11 protein-coding genes and 2 pseudogenes are annotated in these 21,666 nt (G+C 45.6%); 8 read left to right on the top strand and 5 right to left on the bottom strand.

Annotated elements, in window-relative coordinates:
- The first annotated feature begins 91 nt into the window (after window positions 1-91).
- The 4 genes and pseudogenes from QUA10_RS09865 (at window position 92) to QUA10_RS09850 (ending at window position 9,006) form a co-directional block, all read left to right on the top strand.
- Window positions 92-5,965 (top strand): CHAT domain-containing protein, encoded by a 5,874-nt coding sequence (locus QUA10_RS09865; RefSeq protein WP_333082691.1) that lies wholly within the window; start codon window positions 92-94, stop codon window positions 5,963-5,965.
- 100 nt (window positions 5,966-6,065) lie between these two features.
- Window positions 6,066-7,142, top strand: a pseudogene (locus QUA10_RS09860) (IS630 family transposase).
- A gap of 596 nt (window positions 7,143-7,738) precedes the next feature.
- A complete protein-coding gene (locus tag QUA10_RS09855) occupies window positions 7,739-7,954 on the top strand; it encodes a hypothetical protein (RefSeq protein ID WP_333076209.1) in 216 nt (71 codons plus the stop codon).
- A gap of 155 nt (window positions 7,955-8,109) precedes the next feature.
- On the top strand, window positions 8,110-9,006 hold the full coding sequence (locus tag QUA10_RS09850) for a pirin family protein (RefSeq protein WP_333082690.1): 897 nt from the start codon (window positions 8,110-8,112) through the stop codon (window positions 9,004-9,006).
- A 469-nt stretch (window positions 9,007-9,475) separates the two neighbouring features.
- On the opposite strand, the gene QUA10_RS09845 is transcribed toward QUA10_RS09850, so the two are convergent.
- Both QUA10_RS09845 and QUA10_RS09840 read right to left on the bottom strand, forming a co-directional pair.
- The gene (locus QUA10_RS09845) at window positions 9,476-10,054 is read right to left on the bottom strand and encodes a TIGR04376 family protein (RefSeq protein ID WP_333082689.1); all 579 of its coding nucleotides are present in this window, start codon (window positions 10,052-10,054) and stop codon (window positions 9,476-9,478) included.
- Window positions 10,055-10,380: 326 nt separating this feature from the next.
- On the bottom strand, window positions 10,381-11,601 hold the full coding sequence (locus QUA10_RS09840; protein WP_333082688.1) for a hypothetical protein: 1,221 nt from the start codon (window positions 11,599-11,601) through the stop codon (window positions 10,381-10,383).
- Between the two features lie 1,227 nt (window positions 11,602-12,828).
- Here QUA10_RS09840 and QUA10_RS09835 point away from each other — a divergent pair.
- Window positions 12,829-13,365, top strand: a complete 537-nt coding sequence (locus QUA10_RS09835) for a hypothetical protein (RefSeq protein WP_333082687.1) — start codon at window positions 12,829-12,831, stop codon at window positions 13,363-13,365.
- Window positions 13,366-13,370: 5 nt separating this feature from the next.
- Entirely contained in the window at window positions 13,371-15,983 is a 2,613-nt protein-coding gene (locus tag QUA10_RS09830) for a DEAD/DEAH box helicase (RefSeq protein ID WP_333082686.1), read from the top strand.
- Between the two features lie 78 nt (window positions 15,984-16,061).
- Here the strand turns inward: QUA10_RS09830 and QUA10_RS09825 are convergent, their stop codons facing one another.
- The gene (locus QUA10_RS09825) at window positions 16,062-17,984 is read right to left on the bottom strand and encodes an ABC-F family ATP-binding cassette domain-containing protein (RefSeq protein WP_333082685.1); all 1,923 of its coding nucleotides are present in this window, start codon (window positions 17,982-17,984) and stop codon (window positions 16,062-16,064) included.
- A gap of 132 nt (window positions 17,985-18,116) precedes the next feature.
- A complete protein-coding gene (locus tag QUA10_RS09820; RefSeq protein ID WP_333082684.1) occupies window positions 18,117-18,431 on the bottom strand; it encodes a hypothetical protein in 315 nt (104 codons plus the stop codon).
- Window positions 18,432-18,816: 385 nt separating this feature from the next.
- On the opposite strand from QUA10_RS09820, the gene QUA10_RS09815 reads away from it, so the two are divergent.
- Window positions 18,817-19,536 (top strand): hypothetical protein, encoded by a 720-nt coding sequence (locus tag QUA10_RS09815; RefSeq protein WP_333082683.1) that lies wholly within the window; start codon window positions 18,817-18,819, stop codon window positions 19,534-19,536.
- A gap of 176 nt (window positions 19,537-19,712) precedes the next feature.
- Here QUA10_RS09815 and QUA10_RS09810 read toward each other — a convergent pair.
- Window positions 19,713-19,949: pseudogene (locus QUA10_RS09810) on the bottom strand (ATP-binding cassette domain-containing protein); the annotation flags it as partial.
- A gap of 565 nt (window positions 19,950-20,514) precedes the next feature.
- Between QUA10_RS09810 and QUA10_RS09805 the strand changes: the two are divergent.
- The gene (locus QUA10_RS09805; protein WP_333086230.1) at window positions 20,515-21,591 is read left to right on the top strand and encodes an RNA-directed DNA polymerase; all 1,077 of its coding nucleotides are present in this window, start codon (window positions 20,515-20,517) and stop codon (window positions 21,589-21,591) included.
- The last annotated feature ends 75 nt before the right edge of the window (window positions 21,592-21,666 follow it).

The raw sequence follows: 21,666 nt of genomic DNA, 5'->3' as shown, positions 1-21,666 counted from the left end.
TTAGCTTAAACTCCACTCATGTTTCTTGAGGAAAAAATTTTATTATAATTTAAGCGCGCTCAGCAAACCATTTATTTTAGGAATAAGTCTAATGATTACAACAAGAATAACTCAAAGATATCAACAGCAACTTTTGATTTATACTTGGGCGGTATCTTTAGGTTTATTACTATTCTCACCTGCTGCTACAGGACAGCAAATTACTCCGTCTCCCGATGGCACAGGGACTGCTGTTAATGCCTCCGGCAATCAGTTTAACATCAACGGGGGACAGCTCTCAAAAGACGGCACTAATCTCTTTCATAGCTTTCAGCAGTTTGGACTCAAAGACGGTCAAATTGTTAACTTTATTTCTGATCCAAATATTCGCAATATTTTAGGGCGAGTTGTGGGTGGCGATGCTTCTTATATTAACGGTTTAATTCAAGTAATAGGCGGTAGTTCTAACTTATTTTTGATGAATCCGGCGGGGATTGTTTTTGGTTCCAACGCTCAACTGAACGTGCCTGGTTCATTTTTGGCAACGACAGCAACCGGAATCGGATTTGGCAACAATTGGTTTCAGGCAGTTGGCGTTAATGAATACGCAATGCTGATAGGAACGCCAAGCATTTTAAATTTTGGTACAGCTCAGCCAGGGGCGATCGCAAATTTTGGTCAACTGAGCGTACCTAACGGGCAAACGCTAGCTTTAATAGGCGGAACAGTTCTCAGCCCTGGTACTTTGTCAGCACCTTCCGGGCAAATTGCGATCGCATCAGTGCCCGGAGAAAACTTAGTCCGCATTTCTCAAGCAGGGCATTTGCTGAGTTTAGAAATTTCCCCCTCTTCTAATCTAGGTTCTGCTTCTGTGCCGTTGAGTCCCCTCACCCTGTCCCAACTGCTGACAGGGGGTAGCAGCAACGCTACAGGCGTTACAGTTAACAGCGACGGCAGCGTACAGCTAACGAATTCAGACTTGCGGGTAGAAGCTGGCGATGTGGCAATTGCCGACACTCAGGCAACAGGTGCCAACCAAAATTTAGCAGTGTCTGCTCAAACGGCTACTGTGTCAGCGGCGCGTAACCTGACCCTAACAAACAGGCAACTACAAACAACCGGTGACTTGAAATTGCAAGCGGGGGAAGCTGTCCGCATTCGCGACAGCGTGGCTAACTCTTTTGTTACTGATGTGGGTGGAAACCTAACCGTGCAGGGCGATCGCCAAATAGACATCCAGACGCGCAATCACTCCCAAAGTTTACTGAGCGCTGACGGCCGCATCACACTTACCAGTAACGGTACTGTATCCGGTGATGCCCTATTCAGAGCTGGCAGCGATTTCTCAATTGCCACACTTCAAGGTAGCCCCGGCAACTTAACAAGCTCAGGCGGTTCTACGATCGTCTCAGGCGGAAACGTCTCTTTTGGTAATTACGCAGGCGCTTCTCTGGGAGTGCAAGCCGAAGGCGCGATCGCAGCCGGCGATCTCGCTATCACTTCTGCATCTAGCGATCGACCGCAGTTGGTTTTTACGGCTGGCAACCTACCCACTCCCCTCACTGGTGGAAACAGCACTCTAGCACCGGCCAGTTCTTCACCTGCCAGCATTCAAGTTGGCAATATCGCGATCGCGGGTTCAGTTTTTTTAGGCGCTGCAAACAGCATTCAAGCAGCATCCATTACTTCAAATGGCGGAGATCTCGCGCTGGTAGCGTCCGGGGACATCGCAGCGGAAAACCTGGATACTTCAAGTTTAACGGGCAATTCCGGCAATATTACCCTCTACAGCGCGGGGGGAAGCATCAATACGAGCGCCAGCACCTTGAACGCTTCCTCAATAGTAGGTAACGGTGGGTCAATTTTCCTATATGGGACAAACGCGATCGCTGCCGGTGGAATTACAACCTCTAGCTTCCTTGGAAACGGAGGCAAAGTCACCCTTTATGGAGAAGGCAACATCAGTGCCGGCAACATCGACACTGGCGGGATCCAGGCAGGTGAGATCAGCTTGCTTAGCAATCGAGGTGCGATCAACACCGGCGCCAGCACTCTGAACGCGACTGGTGGCAGCGGAGGGGGTAACATCTCTCTCAATGCTTACGGCAATATAGCAACGGGAAATATTGTCTCTAGCGGTGGCAACATTACCCTCAGCAGTCAAGCAGGTGCGATCGGTGTCGGCGATCTCAACTCTGGCAGCGACAGTGCAGGTGGTGATGTCGGGCTTTTGGCATTTGGTAGCATTGCAGTCGGAAACATTGTCTCAAACGGTGGCAATATCGGCCTCAATAGTTTCAGCAGGAACAACAGCAGCATCAGCGCTAGGAATTTTGATTCGAGTTCTAACAGAGGAGTGGGAGGCGCGATCGAACTCAAAACTGCTGGGGGTGACATTGTGACTGCTAATATAACCTCCGGTGGCGGTCGCATTTATGTGTTGAACGAAAGCGGCGGCTTTAACGCAGGAAATAGTACCCTAAATTCCAGCTATAGCGGTGGAGTTGGAGGCGAGATCAAAGTAAGCGGCGCAGCGCCTGTAACTCTTGGAAATGTCTTTTCTGGAGGTGGCTGGATCAAGTTATTTCCCCCAGGCGACCTCAACGTCAGTGGGGTAATAAATTCTAGTTCCAGCACGGGGAAAGGTGGCGTAATCGAGATTGTAGGAAGCGATGTTAGTGTCAGAGATATTATTTCCGCCGATAGCGTAATTGATTTTCTCAACGATGCACCAGGGGGAATTACGCTTAATATTGCTCCTTTAAATTCTACATCTCCCTTGGGGAGAGGTGGCGATATCAATGTTAGGGCGGGCAGTTTAGCTGTAGGGAATATTTCTTCTGGCGGTAGCTCAATTTTTCTTCAAGGTGAAAGGAGCATTAATGCCATTGGAGAAAAAATAGATTCTCGTACCCGCGCAGGCGTTGGCGGTAATATTCTACTCCGCTCCTACGAAGACATCACTGTAGCCGGTTCTATCCTTTCTGGAGGGGGCAACATCAGTTTACTCAGCTCTCGTGGCACTGTTAATGCCAAAAATAGCTTCCTCAGCTCTGTAGCTGAGATCGGCCTACCAGATGGAAACATAACTTTAGAAGCTGGGAACGTGATCGCTCCCGGCACTGTTCTCGCCCTTGAGGGTACGATTCGCCTCGCTACTAGCAGCAATGACCCCAATAGCATTGATACCAGTGGCAGTCGATTAATATCTGTGACAGAGCCTACCCTTGTTTTGGGCAGTCCGCTGCCACCCCTTTGGCGAGGTATCGGCTTTGGGAGTGGTGGGTCTGCTCCCACACTACCGCCAGAACCACCAGCACTCGCAGCACTCGCACCACCTGGGATTCAATTCCCTGCGATCGCACCTCTAGGCTTAGGTGTATCACAACCAGATAATCCTGATACTCCTTCCCCTGGGTTCACTCCCACGCTGCCGCCAGAAATGGGCGTGCTAGAACCATTAGAATTTCCTTCCCCTGGGTTAACTCCCACGCTACCTGCAGAAAGGGGCGTGCCAGAACCATTACGTCTCCCAATCACCACACCACTGGTACCAACGCTTGCAAACTCAGATGCAATACCAACTGCGGCAGCCACTGTACCTGTGTCAGTGCAAGTCTCTAATACACAGCGAGGAAATCCTAATACCCTTGCCGCTCAACAATTGAGCCAGCTTAATGGCGATCAAAATCGCGAACCGCAAAACTTAGCAAGTCTGACACCGAGTTCCGCTCAATGCTTAACTGAGGAACAATTACTGGGGCAGCAACCTGGATTGCCTCTCCAGACTGCGCCAAAAGACTACAGCAAAGCGATCGCCTGCTACCAGCAGAATTTAGAGCTGGCGAGAATCTCGCGCGATCGCGCTAGGGAAGGCTACGCCCTCAACAATCTAGGCGCGACTTACTACGCGATCGGAGATTATGAAAAAGCAATTTCTTACCACCAGGAGCGCTTAGCACAAGCGGAATCCAGGGCCGATTTATTGGGAAAGGGACAAGCTTTTATTGGTTTGGGAGCTGCTTACGGCGCGATCGGCAATTATAAAAAAGCAATCGAATACTACCAGCAAAGTTTGGAAGTAGCGCATTCCCTACAATCGGCTGATTTAGAGGCGAGTGTTCTGAGAAATTTGGGATTACTTTACTATGCTCAAAAAGAGTATAAAAAGGCAGTTGAATATCAAGAGCAAAGTTTAGCGATCGCTAAACAGCAGCGCGATCGCCGAGGCGAAGCTCTTGCTTTGAGCAATTTGGGATTAGTACACTATTCCCTAACCGATTATGCCAAAGCAATTGATGATCAGAAGCAAAGTTTAGCGATCGCCTCAGCACTGGGCGATCGCTTCGTTCAAGGTCGTGCTCTAGAGAATTTAGGAATTGCTTACTATGCTGTCAAAAATTATCGTCAAGCGATTGAGTCTCACCAACAAAGTTTAGTCATTGCCAGAGAACTGAGCGATCGCCACGCCCAAGGCCGCGCACTCACAAATTTAGGTGACGCTTTATACAAAGCAAAGCAACCAGCAGAAGCTATCAAAGCTTTATTTTCAGCCATTGAAATTTGGGAATCTCTGCGGTCAAGTGTAGGCAATAACGACCTCAATTTAGTTTCAATTTTTGAAACCCAAGAAACAACTTATAGCACATTGCAAGAAGTGCTTGCTAATCAAAATCAGCATACTAAAGCGCTAGAAATAACAGAGCGGGGACGGGCGCAAGCGTTTGTGAGATTATTGACCAACCGTTTTTCTTCCCAGTCAGCCCAGGCTACCCTAAAGTCATCGGAAAGTCAAATAAAACCCCTCAACATCCAGGAAATTAAGCAAATTGCTAAAGAACAAAATTCTACTTTAGTTTCTTACTCGATTATCAAAGAAGTTAGAGAAGCTGATGGTCAAAGAAAGCTGCAAGATTCAGAACTTTATATCTGGGTAATGCAGCCGACCGGAAAATTTGACTTTCGTCGCATCACTTTGAAAGGTTTGGTTGAGGAAAAAACTTCATTAAAAGCCTTGATTACTGAAGGTCGTTGCTTCATCCCCAGTTGCCTGCGAAACAAGCAGCGCTCCCAACCAGCTACAAATCCCACCCCAACCCGGCCTATTGTCGAGCAACGATTTTTAAACCCGTCATTGCAAGAGCTTTATCAACTACTGATCGAACCAATTGCTGACCTTCTACCTCAAGATCCAGCGTCGCGAATTACCTTTATTCCTCATGAATCTTTGTTCTTAGTTCCCTTTGCCGCGCTGCAAGATAGTTCGGGAAACTACTTGATAGAAAAACATACTATTTTAACAGCACCTTCAATTCAAGTGCTGTCTTTAACCAAGAAACAGCAACAGCTTGCTTCAGGAAAAGGTGCGCTAGTCGTTGGGAATCCTACCATGCCAAGTGTTGCCTTTGCGACGAACCAACCTCCTCAACAACTGTCATCACTCCCACACTCTGAAGCCGAAGCGATCGCGATCGCTGAGCTTTTGAATACTGAACCGCTTACAGGCGACAAAGCGACAAAAGTAGCAGTTTTAGAGCAAATAGAGCGATCGGGCATCGTGCATTTAGCAACTCACGGCATTCTGGATGACGTGGAGGGATTGGGGGTACCTGGAGTCATCGCACTTGCCCCAAGCAAGGAGGACAGTGGTTTACTCACTGCTAGCGAAATTTTCAATTTGAGGTTGAATGCCGAACTCGTCGTTTTGAGTGCTTGCAACACGGGTCGCGGTCGTATTACAGGTGATGGCATCATTGGTTTATCACGCTCGTTTATTGCAGCAGGCGTTCCGAGTGTTGTAGTTTCTCTATGGTCAGTATCTGATGAATCAACAGCCGACTTGATGGCGGAATTTTATCGGCAGATGCAACTAACGCCTGATATTGCCCAAGCGCTGCGGAAAGCCATGCTGGTGACATTAGTCAAACATCCTAATCCTGTAGATTGGGCCGCTTTTACCCTCATTGGCGAAGCAGAGAAACGTTAACCCGGAAAAGCTGATTTCCTGTCTTCGAGAGACCTAATATCAAGTTCGGATAATTAGTTATAATTAAGGGGAGCCGATTCACCGCGACGCTAAAACCCCTATGCCAAAAAAAGTCCAACTAGAACCACACTTAAGTGTCGAGGAACTCTACACTCGCTACCGGACAAGTTCAGGGTTAGTCGAACGGAGCCACTACCAGATCATCTGGTTACTCGCCTCGGGCCACACCCCACTAGCGGTATCTCAAGTTACAGGCTACAGCCGGATTTGGATTTACCAACTGCTGCGACGCTACAACCAATTGGGGGCTGGCGCCTTAAGCGATAGACGTTCGTCCAATCGTGGGCAACCTCCTCAACTCAACGACCTACAAAGAGCGCAACTGTGGCAAGTCCTATCGGGGCCTGCTCCCGATGGCGGTTTATGGAATGGTCGCAAAGTCGCTGATTGGTTAAGTGAGTGGACAGGAGAGCGGATCAGTCGCCATCGGGGATGGGAATATCTTCGGGAAATGGGCTACCGTTTGAAAGTCCCCAGACCCCAGCATCAGGAAACTGACCTCTCTCAACAACAACAGTGGAAAAAAAACTTCATTTCGAGTTGAGATTTTTACAAGCTAAATACCCTCAAGCAGAGATTGAAGTTTGGGCAATGGACGAACATCGCTTGGGACTGCTACCAATATTGCGCCGAGTCTGGACGCAGGTTGGGGAACAACCCACTGCCGAGGTCAAACATCAATACAAGTGGCTGTGGGTTTATAGTTTTGTCCACCCTGAGTCGGGAGAAACTTATTGGTGGTTGCTGCCGTTTGTCAATACCCAACTGTTTAATCGGGTGTTAGCTGATTTTGCTAGAGAATTTCAATGGGGTCCAGATAAGCGAGTGCTGCTGGTCGTTGACTTTCGCTGGATGGCATCAGTCTCAAGAGCTAGTGATTCCTGAAGGCATTGATTTGTTCGAGCTACCATCACATTCTCCCGAATTGCAGCCAGCAGAACGATTGTGGCCACTTACTAATGAAGTCGTTGCTAATTGCTCACCCCAAAATCTCGACGAGTTAGAAGAGCTGTTGGTCTATCGTTGTCAGCAATTGCTCGGTCAACAAGACTTGATTCGCGGACTGACTTGTTTTCATTGGTGGCCTCGTACTCGCCGACCGTTAACAATTACTTGAGTTAGAGGTGCTCACCGGGAGCAGCTCGCTCTGCGGTTTCACGCCCGCCTTCAAGTTTGAGCGCCCGCCTTCAAGTTCGAGCGTCCGCCTTCAAGTATTATAAGTAATTACCCGAACCTGATATAATACCTGCTCTTGGGTACTTAGTGTGCCCAATTATCATTTTTCTGGTGTCTTATATCATGTCCGGTCGATTACCCATAATAAAAACTCCTGAAACTACTGGTACGAAGGGATCGTCATCATGAGCAATCGTTAGGGCATCATATTACACCCCACGTCCGGCCCTTTGATATCAATTCCGGTTAGATCGGAATGATTAAACCACAGAGCACGCAGAGGATACAGAGGAAGGGAAGAGAGATGGATAATTCCGATGAAGGGCAGATTTGATATAACTCTCACACTCAAAGGGCGAAAGGTGGGTTGTAATTGTTGCACCGTTGCATTGGTTTCAATGTTGTGACTTCGATCACTGGTAACACGGGCTTGGTTCACCGAATATTTTCAGTATTATCACGGAAAAAAACCAGCACCATCACTTGCTCTTAGAAGAAACCACGAGATGATTAAGGTGTCGAGTTCAAAACAATCCCATGTCTCCAGTTAATCTTCTCCCCGGCGCTATCAACGAATTAATTGCCACTGTCACCGATACTCACCGCGTTACCAAAGCTGACCGCTACGGCATGATGGCTGCCATCCTTGATGAGTCCATAAGTGAAGAAGAACGTGGCTCACTCGATCGTCTGATTCGCTCCCTGGTCAAAGGTCGAATTCAAGTCAGTGACGAACTCTCCATCATCTCGTAAGCAGAAAGCTCGTTTAGAACTCGACACTCTACAACAGCTTTCGATTGGGAAAGTTTAGACCAATCACTGATATTGCGATCGCCCTCTACCAGGATAGCTTTTTGTATAATGCACTTTTGAGATAGACGATTAGCGTTCCCAAATTCATAAACATTATGACGGATACCATCCAGCATCTCATTGAGCCACACATTCAAGATTTAGGTGGATTCCAAGCCCGTCGCTTGCTTCCCTCAGACGTTCTAGCGCTGGTAGGCCCGTTCATCTTTTTTGATCATCTGGGTCCTGCGGTGTTTCCACCCGGCCGGGGCGTGGATGTCAGACCGCATCCGCACATCAACTTAGCAACCGTCACCTACCTGTTTGAAGGTGTTTTGCTGCATCGTGATAGTGTCGGCAGCGTTCAAGAAATCCGTCCCGGTGCGGTGAATTGGATGACAGCAGGGCGAGGCATTGTCCACTCCGAACGCACGCCTGACGACGAGCGCAGCAAAGAAGCCATCCTGCATGGCATTCAAACCTGGATAGCACTTCCCGATGAATACGAAGAAACCGACCCCTGGTTTCGGCATCATCCGGCAACTGAACTGCCTGTTTGGGAGGATGCAGGAGTTTCGTTCACCCTAATTGCGGGTGAAGCCTACGGTCGTACCTCCCCAGTTCAAATATTTTCACCCATGATTTATCTGGACGTGCAACTACCTCCTGGCAAGCAATTTACCTTACCGGGCAATTACAGCGAACAGGCGGTTTACAGCGTAACAGATGGGCTTGCGATCGATGGATTGCCTCTGGAACAACATCGGTTGGCAGTTCTCACTTCCGGCACTGAAGTAAACATTTCTGCTTCAGGCACGGCTCGTTGTATTGTGATTGGCGGTGAACCTGTTGGTAAGCGCCATAAGTGGTGGAATTTTGTTTCGAGTCGGCACTCGCGCATTGAGCAAGCTAAACTCGATTGGAGAGAGGGGCGGTTTGGTCCGGTTCCTCAAGAGACAGAGTTTATTCCGCTGCCACAAGAGCCACCTTCTCAAGCCGAGCAACCGTTGTGAATAACCGCAGCGATATTTAAATTAAAAAACAGTTTTTTGATTCAGAATCTGTCTTTTGCACATGAGGGGGTTGTCACCCCCTCAGATTGGTGGATTGACAGCCAGGAAAAATCATAGATTTTTTTACTTGATTAGACCTTTTGTTTCTACCATAAATCTGCAACGCCAATTAATTAGGTGAGAATATTGTAGGGATGATTGATATCATTTCCGGTTAGACTCATACATGATGTTGACTGTTGACGGTTGACGGTTGACGCCGTGAACAGTGAACAGTGAACTCTAATTTACTATTCCGATGCTAACGAATTTGATATGATTAATTGTCCCTATAATTTTAGGATGGTAATTATATCAAGTCGGATTGAGCGATCGCCATACCGCACCCTATGGGGGGTTGACGAATATTTGCATTAGGAATCAGAGTTCCGGGTGAGCCCGTCCCTACAGGATGGGGAGGCTTTCGTAACTATCGGCCTATATTCCGCTTCATTCGATCGAGTTCTTCGTCTGCTTCCCAGCGTTGAAACTTTTCTTCTAAAGGATCGGCCGCATTAAAACTATTATAATTTGAACTCTGATTCCAACCCTTTGTATCCCAATTTGGCTCTGTTTTAGTGGTGGTAGTTCGAGTTGCAGCTTCGGCGGCTTTTGCTCGGACTTCTTTTCGCCGTACTTGAATTTGGCGGTACAGTTCTTTTGCTTTTTCAATCCGTTCTTTGCAGCCTTGCATTTGACCCCAGCGCTGATTTCCCTGACGCAGCAAAGCTGCTTGCCGCTCTTGGGCTGCTTGAGCTAAATCGAGCCTTTGAGCAGCTTTAGCTTTGTTGATGCGATCGTTCCAGCGCTGAATTTCTTGGGCGGCGGAGAGAATTTCGGCTTGCAGTTTTTTCTCTTGTTTTTGGATATCGAGAATCAGCCGCAGAGTGTCTTCTTCTTGTTCCTTCAGTTGTTCTTCTATTGCCTGCAATTCCAGATGGGGATTGCTACGCAAAAATTCTTCTAATCTGGTTTCTAGAAAGCGGCTGAAATCATCAAATAAGCCCATTTTTTATAATTCCTCAGTCATTAGTCATTGTCATTGGTCATTGTCATTAGTTATTAGTCATTGGTTCTTAGTCACTGGCGATCGATTATTGATCCTGAGTTGTTAGTTATAGCAGAAGAAAGTTCGGTAACGAAGTGGGGAAGCGATTTAACGGATAGAAGCAAGAAGCAATAATAGCAATGGTTTCAGCAATTAAGAACGTCTTGGCGGTTCCTATATTATAACTGTTTTCACTGCTCGTGATATACAGCCCGATCGCTGCCCATTACCGATTACCAATGATCTAACTCATAACTAATGACTAATGACTCATAATTGATGACTGATTAGAACTTTTGGCCGACAAAAACCGATCGCACATCTCCTCCCTTGCGAATCACAGCTTCTTGATTTTTGATTTCTGCCAGCGTCCAACCGCTAGCGCCGATGCTTTCGCCCACATAAATTCTGCGGGCTACGCCGTCTACTTCAAACAAAGCAGCCGATCGATCGCCCAACTCCAAAATCCCAACCAGCGTGTGCGCGGAAGTTGGGGCGCTGCTGACGGCCGGTGCGGATTGCTCCGGCGCGGGCGCGGATTGCTGGGCTGCAGGCGCTGGTGCCGGTTCGGTTTCGCGAGCCAAAATCTTTGGCTGGGGAGACTCCGAGGGGGAAGGGGAAGCGGCGAGAGGATCTCGATTTCCCGCAGCGGCGATTGCACGACCGGAGGCTGGAGCAGCAGGTGAGGGGGAAACTGCGCTGGTTTGAGGAGCAGCCGGAGCCGCAGCTACCGGAGCAGCCGGAGCCACTGTCACCTGAGCGGGGGGAGGGATGACTACAACTTGGGGTGCTGGTGCTCCCGGCTGTGAGGCAGCTTGTTCGAGGGCATTAGCAATGCGGTTGACTGCGGTCGAAAGACCTGCAGTTGCCGGCGGCGCGCCGGAAATGGGAATGCTCGGCAGCGTCCCTGGGGTGGGGGCTGCGGGAACTCCTGCAAGTTGGGGGTTAGCTTGGGGTGCTTTTTTTTGTTCGATCGCTTCTAGCGAGCGCTGCACGTATTCCACAAACGGGGTATCTGGTGCTGTTTTGCCACTTGCTGCGGGTATCTCTGGTGGGGGGGCGGCGGGCAAGCGCACGAGTCCCGACCTGCTTGCGAGCCATAACCCCATGACTAGCAGCAGCGACCCAAATGCTGCTCCCAGTAGCATTCTGTCGAATGATTGTTTGGACTGCTGTTTTTTGGCTGTTTCTAGGGCGACTTGGCGGGCGATCGCTTCTACGTCTTTTTCGTCCCGCTGCGGCTGGGGGGGGGCCAACTGCGACAAAACTATTTGAGGTACCGAGATCGACTTGAGCGCCACGAATTCTGGCTGCACGGGCTCGGATGGCAGTCCGCCGCTGCCGTCGAATGCTCGATCGACTCCTTCAAACAGTTCGTCCATCAACTGATCGGCGTAGGACTCTACTGCCACTGCTTCGGCTGGCACTGTTTCGACTGTCGCAACCACGGCGATCGGATCTGACCCTGATTCCAAAGACATCTGTTTGGCGATTACTTTTTGAGGCATAGTTTTCTGTTTGCTCCCGCTCCTCGACAACCCTGAGATTCTCAACTATCAGACTTCTACAGGATACTTGTGATGTTGACCAATTCTTGGCTCAGAACAGGTCAATTGTATCTCACTCATCACCATATTTTTAGTCCTCGGCCAACTTACTTTGCCCGATCGACTTTTGTTTTACCTGTTTTGGGACTTTTCGCCCCTGTTTTCTGCTGCCAGTCTTATTTGCTTACCCTGACTTTTACTGCATATTCTACTGCTTTTGTCAACCCCACCCTCCGGGGCTTCGCAGTTGTTGACACACAGCTTTACTTGGGGCGATCGAAAAAAAAACGGGTTTTTTGTCGCTGTTTCCGATCGCCTTGCAGGTTTGACAAGGATTTCAGACTTTTATCGGTCTTAAGTTTGTTGGTCAGTTTGCTTTACCGTAGTAACAAGCAACCGATTTTATAACTTTAATACTACCATAGCTTCATCACACTTAGGTAATAAATTGTCTAAGGTTACAAACTCGTCTGTTAAATAATAATCTCTCCTACTAATTTTATTATGTTTTTTACATTCCAAGATTTAATTTTTAAATATAAAAATTTATTATATCTAATTAAACAAAATTATATATGGAGATGCCGATGCGCTCGAAGTTGCGGAAAAAATAGCGAATTTAAAAGATGTCTTATGGTATATGGATGGAGCGCACATTTAACCCAATTAATTGGCTAATTTAAACACAAGTGTGAGCGCATACCTGTCTAGTTTTGCAATCTAGATAGAAGTCAAAAAAAAGTTAACCACTCTATTAATTGGTTTAAGATAATACAAATAATTGGGATTCACTTGCTACCAATACAGTTTCAGCGAACATAATTGGTAGAAATTACAGAATTTATAGTGGAGTATAGGGCTGTGAATGCTAAATGGAAGTAACTAACGTATTTTAAGTTTCTGAAAGTAGACTTGTATGGCGCTAAATGCTAGGTTAGTTCAATTCACCACCGCTGGCCACACAGTATGGTAAAGTATGATGAAACTGGGTTTTGGCTTGAAGCAAGTCAATCATCTCTAGATGCAGTCTGGAAAAATACTCAGGATGATGTCTATGCCCAACTACTCCAGTATGGATGCGGAAATAATTTTTATTGTACAGCATAGAAAAATTTTGTATAATAATTGTGCAGGCTATATACCTCCTGATATGCCTATCTGGTTTTTGGTGTCTAGATTTGAATTGCTATGAAATTTTTGACTATAGGTTTCCTTGGAATATATCGCTTTGAAGAGGGTGCGGCTATCCGAGGAGCGATTTTGATAACTGATACAGAAACGAAACCTCTAGAGTTTCGAGTAACCGGGCCTGTTCGTCCACAAAAATTCCAGGAGATACTCTACGGTGAGCTTTTAAATGAGCATATTTCTGTAGAACTGATTGGGTTACCTCTTCTGAGTGCTCTCCAGCAAAAGCCTAACCTGATTATTGTCCGAGATATCTTGTTTCTAGAAATTAATACTAAGCAAGAAATTCCGACGGTTCTCATGCTGAAAGAAGATGAGGCTCTTCTTAAGAGAGGCGCTTCTACTAAACCACTCAATCCTGAAGATTCTGGTCGTCCTCCAGTTAAAATTTGTACTTTGAGTCAATTTGAGCCAAAGTTGGAAGAGATTTCACATCTGTTACAGCCAATTTTTTTAAATAGGGACTTAATGGAGCCATTCAATCGTCTTGAAAAAGCCTGTGCAGACTTTAATAGTCGTAACGAGGGCAATAACTAACACCTATGTTCCTGATTAAAGAAATTGCAAAGCAGCTTACTCGCGCTACATCAGGTGTTAGATCTCCAGAGCTCTACTTAATTTCTGTTTGGAGGATAGAACCCGCTGTTGTTTATCAGCAGAGTTTTCAGTTTCCCGCCCTATTGACTTCTGATAACCTCTGCTTAATCATGGCAAGGAGTACACCATCGGGTAATCTCCTGCTCAAAGTACCAGAAATTCACCAAATTCAGGCATCCCTGCCTATTCCTGAAAATTTGAGTATTTCTGCGATCGACATTCCGCAGCCAGCAGTATTCGATTGCACTGACTGGTTCATTCAAGGAGTTATGTGTTCGGAGAACTATGTCGAGCCATTTACTCCCACTAGAACCTTTAAGTACGAAAAAGTTAATTTTTTTGCCTCTCAAGTATCCGAAAATTTGTTTTTTTTATTGAATGTTCCTGAGATTTTTGGGCATTGTTTTGAGCAAGATAAAAAGCAACAAAATAAAGACAAAATTCCTACCCATTCGCCAAGTCAATGGAATCTTTTGCAGCCTATTTTATTACCTCCGCTATCGCTAGAGTTTCCGAAGAAGTTAGATTTTTATCATGAGCTGCGCGGATATCAGCAACAGGGAATTAGTTGGCTTGTAGATCAGCCATCAGCTTTGTTAGCAGACGAAATGGGTACTGGTAAAACGGTTCAGGCACTGAATGCCCTACGCTTACTGTTTCGTGAAGGAAAGATTAGCTCGGCATTAATCGTCTGCCCACCTTCGGTTATCGGTAGCATTGACTTAAGTATTAAAACAGGTACTTCTGAGGGATGGAACGGACACTTTTATCATTGGGCTTCTGAACTGGAAGTCGCAGTTATTCGTGGTGGCAACCAAGAGCAACGAAAGCTCGCGTGGAAACGGCAATTTCATGTTTACATTACAACTTATGACACGCTGCGTACAGATATACGTAATCAAGTTTTAACTGATTGTAACAAGTTTGATTGTATCATCTTGGATGAGGCACAGAAAATCAAAAATAGAGATACTAAGACTTCGCAAGCTGTTCGTTATTTACAGTCTGAATATCGTTGGGCCCTGACAGGTACACCGATTGAAAATAGCCTGGATGATGTGAAATCACTATTTGCTTTTATCCGTCCCGGCACATTCAGAGGTGGTGTTAAGGATTCTCCTGAAGCTGTGAAAGAAGCTATCGATCCCTATATGCTGCGTCGATTGAAGCAGGATGTTTTGCAAGAGCTTCCAGATAAGGTACGGCAGGAAGATTGGCTGGATCTGGATAAACATCAGAAAGCCGACTATGATCGAGCATTACAGGCAGGTAGGCGAAAAATTGAGACATCTCTAGGTGTAGAACAAACCATTCAGGTTCGACAACATATTTTTGCATTGCTGGGTGAATTGAAGCAGATTTGTAATTTTGCAAAAGAGCGAGCGGAGAGTCCAAAAACAGAATTATTGCTGGAATATGTGGAAACCATTGCTGCTAACAAAAAGAAAGTTTTAATTTTCTCACAGTACAGGAAAGAAGGGACGGATAAAATTGCCAAGTTACTGAATAGTAGAGAAATCCAATATGTTGTGTACACAGGTGAAGTTTCCAACCAACAGAGAGATCAAGCAGTAGGTGATTTTCGTAGTAATCCAGATATTACAGTATTTTTAGCAACAATACAGACTGCTGGTTCTGGCATAAATCTGACTGAAGCAACTTATGTGATTCATTTCGATCACTGGTGGAATCCAGCGACAATGCAGCAGGCAGAGGATCGAACCCATCGAATTGGTCAGAAATATAGTGTAACCGTCTACAGCTTTTGGATGAACAGTACAGTTGAAAAGCGGATTAAGGAAAAACTTGTTGAAAAACGTTTACTGGTTGAAACCACCGTTGATGAGCTAGCAGTAGAAGCAATTGAGAATGCGCTTTCTACTGAGGATTGGCTAGATATCTTTGGAATTAAGCCCGCAGCCAAAACAATTCAGGTTGAAGCAAAACCAGCAGATGCACGTCAGTCTGAAGTGCGCGCTGAGACAAAAACACGACCTATAATCAGTTCAGTCCCACCAACTGAATCAGAATGTAGTCAGTATATTAAGGCCAATATGGAGTCTAATAAAATGTCAAACGATCGTTTTCGTGCAGTTGAAGAGAATCTGGAACTCCTCCGCCAGGACATAGCAGGTAGAGAAAAGGCTAAAATTTTAGCCTCCTTCGAGGAAAAAACTCGCATAGAGCTGGGGATTAAAGAGCTACGTAAGCAGATGCGTCCCTTTGAGGAAGAATACTGGCAGCTTCTAGCGACACGAGCAACCCAGGTAGAAATTACTGAACCAGAGGCGAAAATCGTGGTTGCAGAACTTGTAGAGCAAGTGGGGAAACTGCAAACTAGCACTCAGTATCCTGATGAATTACTTCAGTTTTTGCAGAATATCTACATTGAAGTCAGGAAATCAGGTACACCCGATGCCGCCAAGCTAAAGGGCGCACTGTCAATGTTTCCACCGTTTGTGAGCTTGAGTTACGAGGGGGAAATTGACATAGAAAACTTGTGCCGTACCCATCTGCCGACCTTTACCAACTGGTATAAGGCTCTATCCAAAAAATGAGCGGTTTGGCACTACCCACAGCAATCTTGAAAGTCTGTGTCCGGTGAGTGGGAAGGTTGGTATCGCACTCACCACAAATTAACCCACCCGTTCGGCCAATTCCAACCAGCGCTCAGTCGCCCGATCGATCTGCTGCGTCAACTGAGCCAAACGATCCGATAACTTCTTCACCTCGGCAAACCCGCTGGGAGCATTGTTAGACAACTTCTTTTCAATCTCTTGTTTCTCAGCTTCCATCTGCGGAATTTGACTTTCTAATTGTTCGTATTCCCTCTTCTCATTGAAGGAAACTTTAGTAGTTTTTTGAGTAGAACTTGGGGATTTTGAATTGTTAGATTCAACGGTGCGTGTAAGTTTTTCTTTGTCCTTTTGCCCTTTAATTTCCTTGGCTTCTTCGGCTTTCTTGTAGTCTAAATACACCGAATAATTGCCGGGATACAAACGCAAATTACCGCCCGGTTCTAAGGCGAAAACCATGTCGATCGTGCGATCGAGAAAATAGCGATCGTGGGACACCACAATCACGCAGCCGTTAAAATCTTCGAGATAATCCTCCAAAACCGCCAAAGTCTGCACGTCCAAGTCGTTTGTCGGTTCGTCCAAAATCAGCACGTTTGGCGCACTCATCAGCACTTTCAACAGAAATAACCGGCGCTTTTCCCCGCCCGAAAGTTTGTTAATCGGTGCATACTGTTGGTTCGGTGGAAACAGAAACTTTTCCAACATTTGAGAAGCGGTAATGATTTCGCCGTCCGCCGTTTGCACCAACTCTGCCACACTTTTCAAGTATTCAATAACTCGCTGGTCTTCGTTCGGTGTCAAATCCTCCGAATGCTGGTCAAAATAACCGATATGAATGGTTGTGCCAATTTCGACAGTGCCCGAATCCGGCTGAATGCGTCCGGTGATGATATCCATCAGCGTCGATTTTCCCGCACCGTTGCAGCCAATAATTCCAATCCGGTCTTCGGGAGTGAAATTGTAGGTAAAATCTTTAATTAAAGTGCGATCGCCGTAAGCTTTACAGATATTCAGTAACTCAATCACCTTCTTACCAATCCGGCGGCCTGCTGTGGCAATTTCGACTTTGCCGTTGGCTGTTTTGAACTCCTGGGCTCGCATATCTTTAATGCGATCAATCCGAGCTTTTTGCTTGGTACTGCGCGCTTTCGGCCCGCGTTTGAGCCATTCCAATTCGCGCCGCAATACACCCGCGTGTTTGCGAACACTGCTGGCGGCGGATTCTTCAGCTAGGGCTTTTTTCTCCAAGTAATAAGCGTAATTGCCAGCATAATTGTAAAGGTCGCCGCGATCGATCTCTAGGATGCGATTGGTAACGCGATCGAGAAAATAGCGATCGTGCGTAATCAGCAGCAAAGCACCGCGATAGCCGTTCAAATAGTTCTGCAACCACTCCACAGACAGCGCATCCAAGTGGTTTGTCGGTTCATCCATCAGCAACACATCGGGCTCGGACAACAACGCCGTTGCTAAGGCAATTCGCTTGCGGTAGCCGCCGGACAAGTCGGCAATTTTCGCATCAAAATCCTCAATTCCCAACTTGGTCAAAATCAATTTTGCCTTGGTTTCCAAATCCCACGCATCCACCTCATCAATCCGTTCAGACACCGCAGACAGACGCGCCATCAACTTGTCTGTATCGCCTTTGCCGTGCGACAATTGATTGGAAATTTCCTCGTATTCGCGCACCAAAGCCATTTGTTCGCCACTGTCGGCAAATACTTGCTCTAAGACAGTGTGATTTTCGTCTAAATCCGGCTGTTGGGGGAGATAGACAATTGTAGACCCTGGATTGACCCAGCGATCGCCAGAGTCGATCGACTCCAAGCCTGCAATCATTTTCAGCAGCGTTGATTTGCCGGAACCGTTGGTGCCGATGAGTCCGACTTTATCGCCTTCATCGAGGCTGAAACTGGCATCTGTCAAGAGTTCCTTGATGCCGAAGTCTTTTTTGATCGATCGCAGAGTAAAAATAGTCATCTGTATAGAAAGTCATTTACCTGACTTAGTTTAGCGCTGACCTTCCCACTCCGGCACAAACAAGATTATTGAGGGAATCCCTAAACAAACTTTGTACCACAGGCTACACACTTTTTATCGATTCGCCGTAAGCTACTCAATACAGCTCTTTGTTGTCGAGCTTGGCTTGTGCTTGAGCCGGAATGCGCCACTAACCAGGCGATAGAGAAACGGAGATACGCCGCAGCCATGAGCAACGGCCAGCGGGACTTCGCCTACAACAGATTTTGGCATTAAATTTTTACCCAAAAAAATGTTATTCTGTGCGGCACCTTCAAAAAGCATCTTTACACCACCCCCTCGTAGAGCGCTTCCAATCCTCTCCCCGAACGCCATAACAGGTAAATTATATGCAGTTGAGCTGACGGCAGTTGCGGTACCATTTATTTTGAAGTAGAGTAGTTTCAAGACAAGGCGTCTAATTCAAAACTATTAGGATAATCGGGAAGAAAAAGCTGTGCCGATAAATTTTCTCTCTCTTCCATACCCTGTGACATTTGTGGTTCGGTATCCTGAACTTTGGCCTGAGCTATTTCAACCCTCGGAAACATTAATACCCGATCCCAACTCCTTACATAGTCGCATACAAACTAACGAAGACTGTTGGATTATCCTTACCTATTTGTATCTGAAACGAAAGCACCTCAATGTCTCAATTTCCGACCGATTTATTCCGGGAGAGATTTGTGTTGTTAGTTCCCTTGATTTAGGAATTAAGGATCGGACTTTTAACTCCTTTGTTGTAGGTTGTCGTGGTGATGGTTTTCAACCTCCTCTTTGCGATTTCACTGTTATGCAAAATAAAGCCTGTGTCGAGGATTCAAAAACAGATGTATTCATACCTATCTGGCCCCAACCGGGTCTGATACCGAGGCTGAAGGAACGAGGTAGTACAATTGAAAATATTGTTTTCAAAGGTGGGGATGTTAATCTATATGAATCGTTTCGTTCTCCTGAATTTAAGCAAGAACTAGAAAAACTGGGTGTCACATTCAGAATTAATGGCAGACCTGAAAATCAACCTGTTATGTGGCATGACTACAGCACCGATGATTTAGTTTTAGCTGTGCGCGATCTCACAGAAAAAGATGCCTTAGTCAAACCAGCTAGTAAACTGGTTAATGCTTGGATAGCGGGAGTACCAGCTTTACTCGGGCCTGAGCCAGCTTTCCGCGAACAGAGACAATCAGACCTAGATTATATCGAAGTAAAAACACCTCAAGAAGTATTTAAGGCAGTTAAACTACTTAAGTCACAGCCCGAACTGTATCAAAAAATGGTAGCCAACGGACTAAAGCGCGCTGAAGATTTCACCACAGAAAAAATGATTCAGCGATGGTATGAATTCCTTGCAGGCCCTGTAGCCGATGGGTACAAGCGCTGGAGCAAAAGAACGCAGGTTAGCCGCATCACAGAGTTTTCTCTCAGGAGCATTCAGCATAAAATAGCTTATAGAAAAGCGGCTTACAACCGCCTGCACGGGTATCGTCCGATCTCGGGTACACATACCTAATTCTGTTACAGCGTAGCAATTGCCGATCGACTATGCCGTTATCCTGCGTACTGTACAAAAGCACAACGAGAAACCTTGATAGCGTAACTGCGGTAATACACTTAATCAGACTGGCGGTTCGTAAAGTGGATGTTCTAATTGAGTCAAAAAGGGGTTTTGAGAACGATATTGGTGACTTTCTCTAAATCCGGCTGTTGGGGGAGATAGACAATTGTAGACCCTGGATTGACCCAGCGATCGCCAGAGTCTATCGACTCCAAACCGGCAATCATTTTCAGCAGCGTTGATTTGCCGAAACCGTTGGTGCCGATGAGTCCGACTTTATCGCCTTCATCGAGGCTGAAGCTGGCATCTGTCAAGAGTTCCTTGATGCCGAAGTCTTTTTTGATCGATCGCAGAGTAAAAATAGTCATCTGTATAGAAAGTCATTTACCTGACTTAGTTTAACGCAAGTTCGATGGACTCCGGTTGCATCGGTATGGTCTGTCGTTCTGATGAAACTTCTTCAAGACAAGGACGAACTCGATTTTTCCGACTATTTAAATCTTGATAAATGGGTGAACTTTGACTGAAGCGCGATCGTGAGTAGGGATTCACAAACAAAAACCGTATGCGGTAAGATACCGATGCTATATTATTTATGGATAAATAATCAGAATATTTTAATCCGACCATCAGGCTGTTAGCGAGAGGCTTATTTATAGATGTTACATGATTAGCCAGACTGATTTCCTTAATCTATTTGCTGGGCGCTTCTGGGAAAAAATCATTGAGGAGACCTTAGTTCCATACTCATCGAGTAATAAACCCAAGAAGATAGAGACACTTCAAAAGCTACATGATGACATTACTCACCGACACTATTACCCTGGGCTTCCACGTGAGTATGTAGTTTTTGACAAGCACAATTGCGTCTCGAGAATAGTGCCAGTCTTTGATTTACGCGAAAACTGCACTTATTACTTTTGCATCAAACAGTTGGAAGAAGCTATTGCCATTAACCGGGTTGATGGAACATTTGGAGGTTGGAGCTTAGGCAATCCAATACGGAAAAGCGAAGAGAAAGAGTTAGAAAAATTGGCACCTCCGTCACCAATTCCGCAAAATAGTTACAACCCCTACAAGTGGTCAGAAAATTGGAAGGAATTTCAGAAACGTGCTTATCTTTATAGTCAAAATCCAAATCATTGTTTTTTCCTGAAGTTTGATATTGCCAATTTTTATGACACGATCAATCTTAGTCTTCTAGAAGACAAAATTAGATTAGCTACTACTTCAAAAGAAAAGGCTTTTATAATTGATTTGCTTTTTCACTTTCTTAGAAATTGGAATCGTAGATTTGAAAGATACTCACAAAAATCTGTCGGAATACCTCAAGATGAAGTTGGTGACTGCTCTCGCATTCTAGCCAATTTTTATTTACAAGACTATGATGCTTTTATGAAAGCTGAGTGCGATAAGTATGATGCTTGTTACCTCAGATATTCTGACGATCAAATCATTATGGCTAAGAATGAGGAAAGTGCTTACGAAATTCTCTTTGAAGCCTCGAAGGAATTATTCAAAATTAATCTAAATATCAATTCTAGCAAGGTTGAACCTTTCACTTCTCGCGATAAATATTATAAATATTGGGCGTTCGAGATTTTTGAGTTACTTGATGAACCTAAAGATATTGATAAGGTTAATCAAGGCATAGAACTTTATTTCCAATGGCTTGAAAATAGAGTAAGCTTTAGACATGATTCTGTATTGCGACGAATAGTTAGCGTTGGTATTTCCATAGTAAAACCTCACTTGAAACACAAGCTAATGTCTGCACTTTATGAGCCGAAGTTTTTGATAGCCCAAGATTACTGGCTATTTAACAACGTGGCTCAGTGTCTACCAGATCGAGGGGATCTTTTCAAGATTTTGGATGATCAGATACCAAAAGTTAGATTTAGCTCGTTTCATTACACATTGTTAAAGTTTTACAAAAAGTATCGAAAAGTTGACTTTCCCGAAACAGAAATTAGGAAACGTATTGATGAACTAACCCTAAGATTAAAGTAGTAGGACGATGAATATGCGGGGCTTCATAACTGCTTCTTTTCCTCTTCTGGTAGTAGCAGTGAGGTTGTTGATGAA

It is taken from the genome of Microcoleus sp. Pol8_D6 (assembly GCF_036700965.1).
Taxonomy (GTDB): domain Bacteria; phylum Cyanobacteriota; class Cyanobacteriia; order Cyanobacteriales; family Microcoleaceae; genus Microcoleus.
This window is presented reverse-complemented; position numbering and strand designations above follow the sequence as displayed.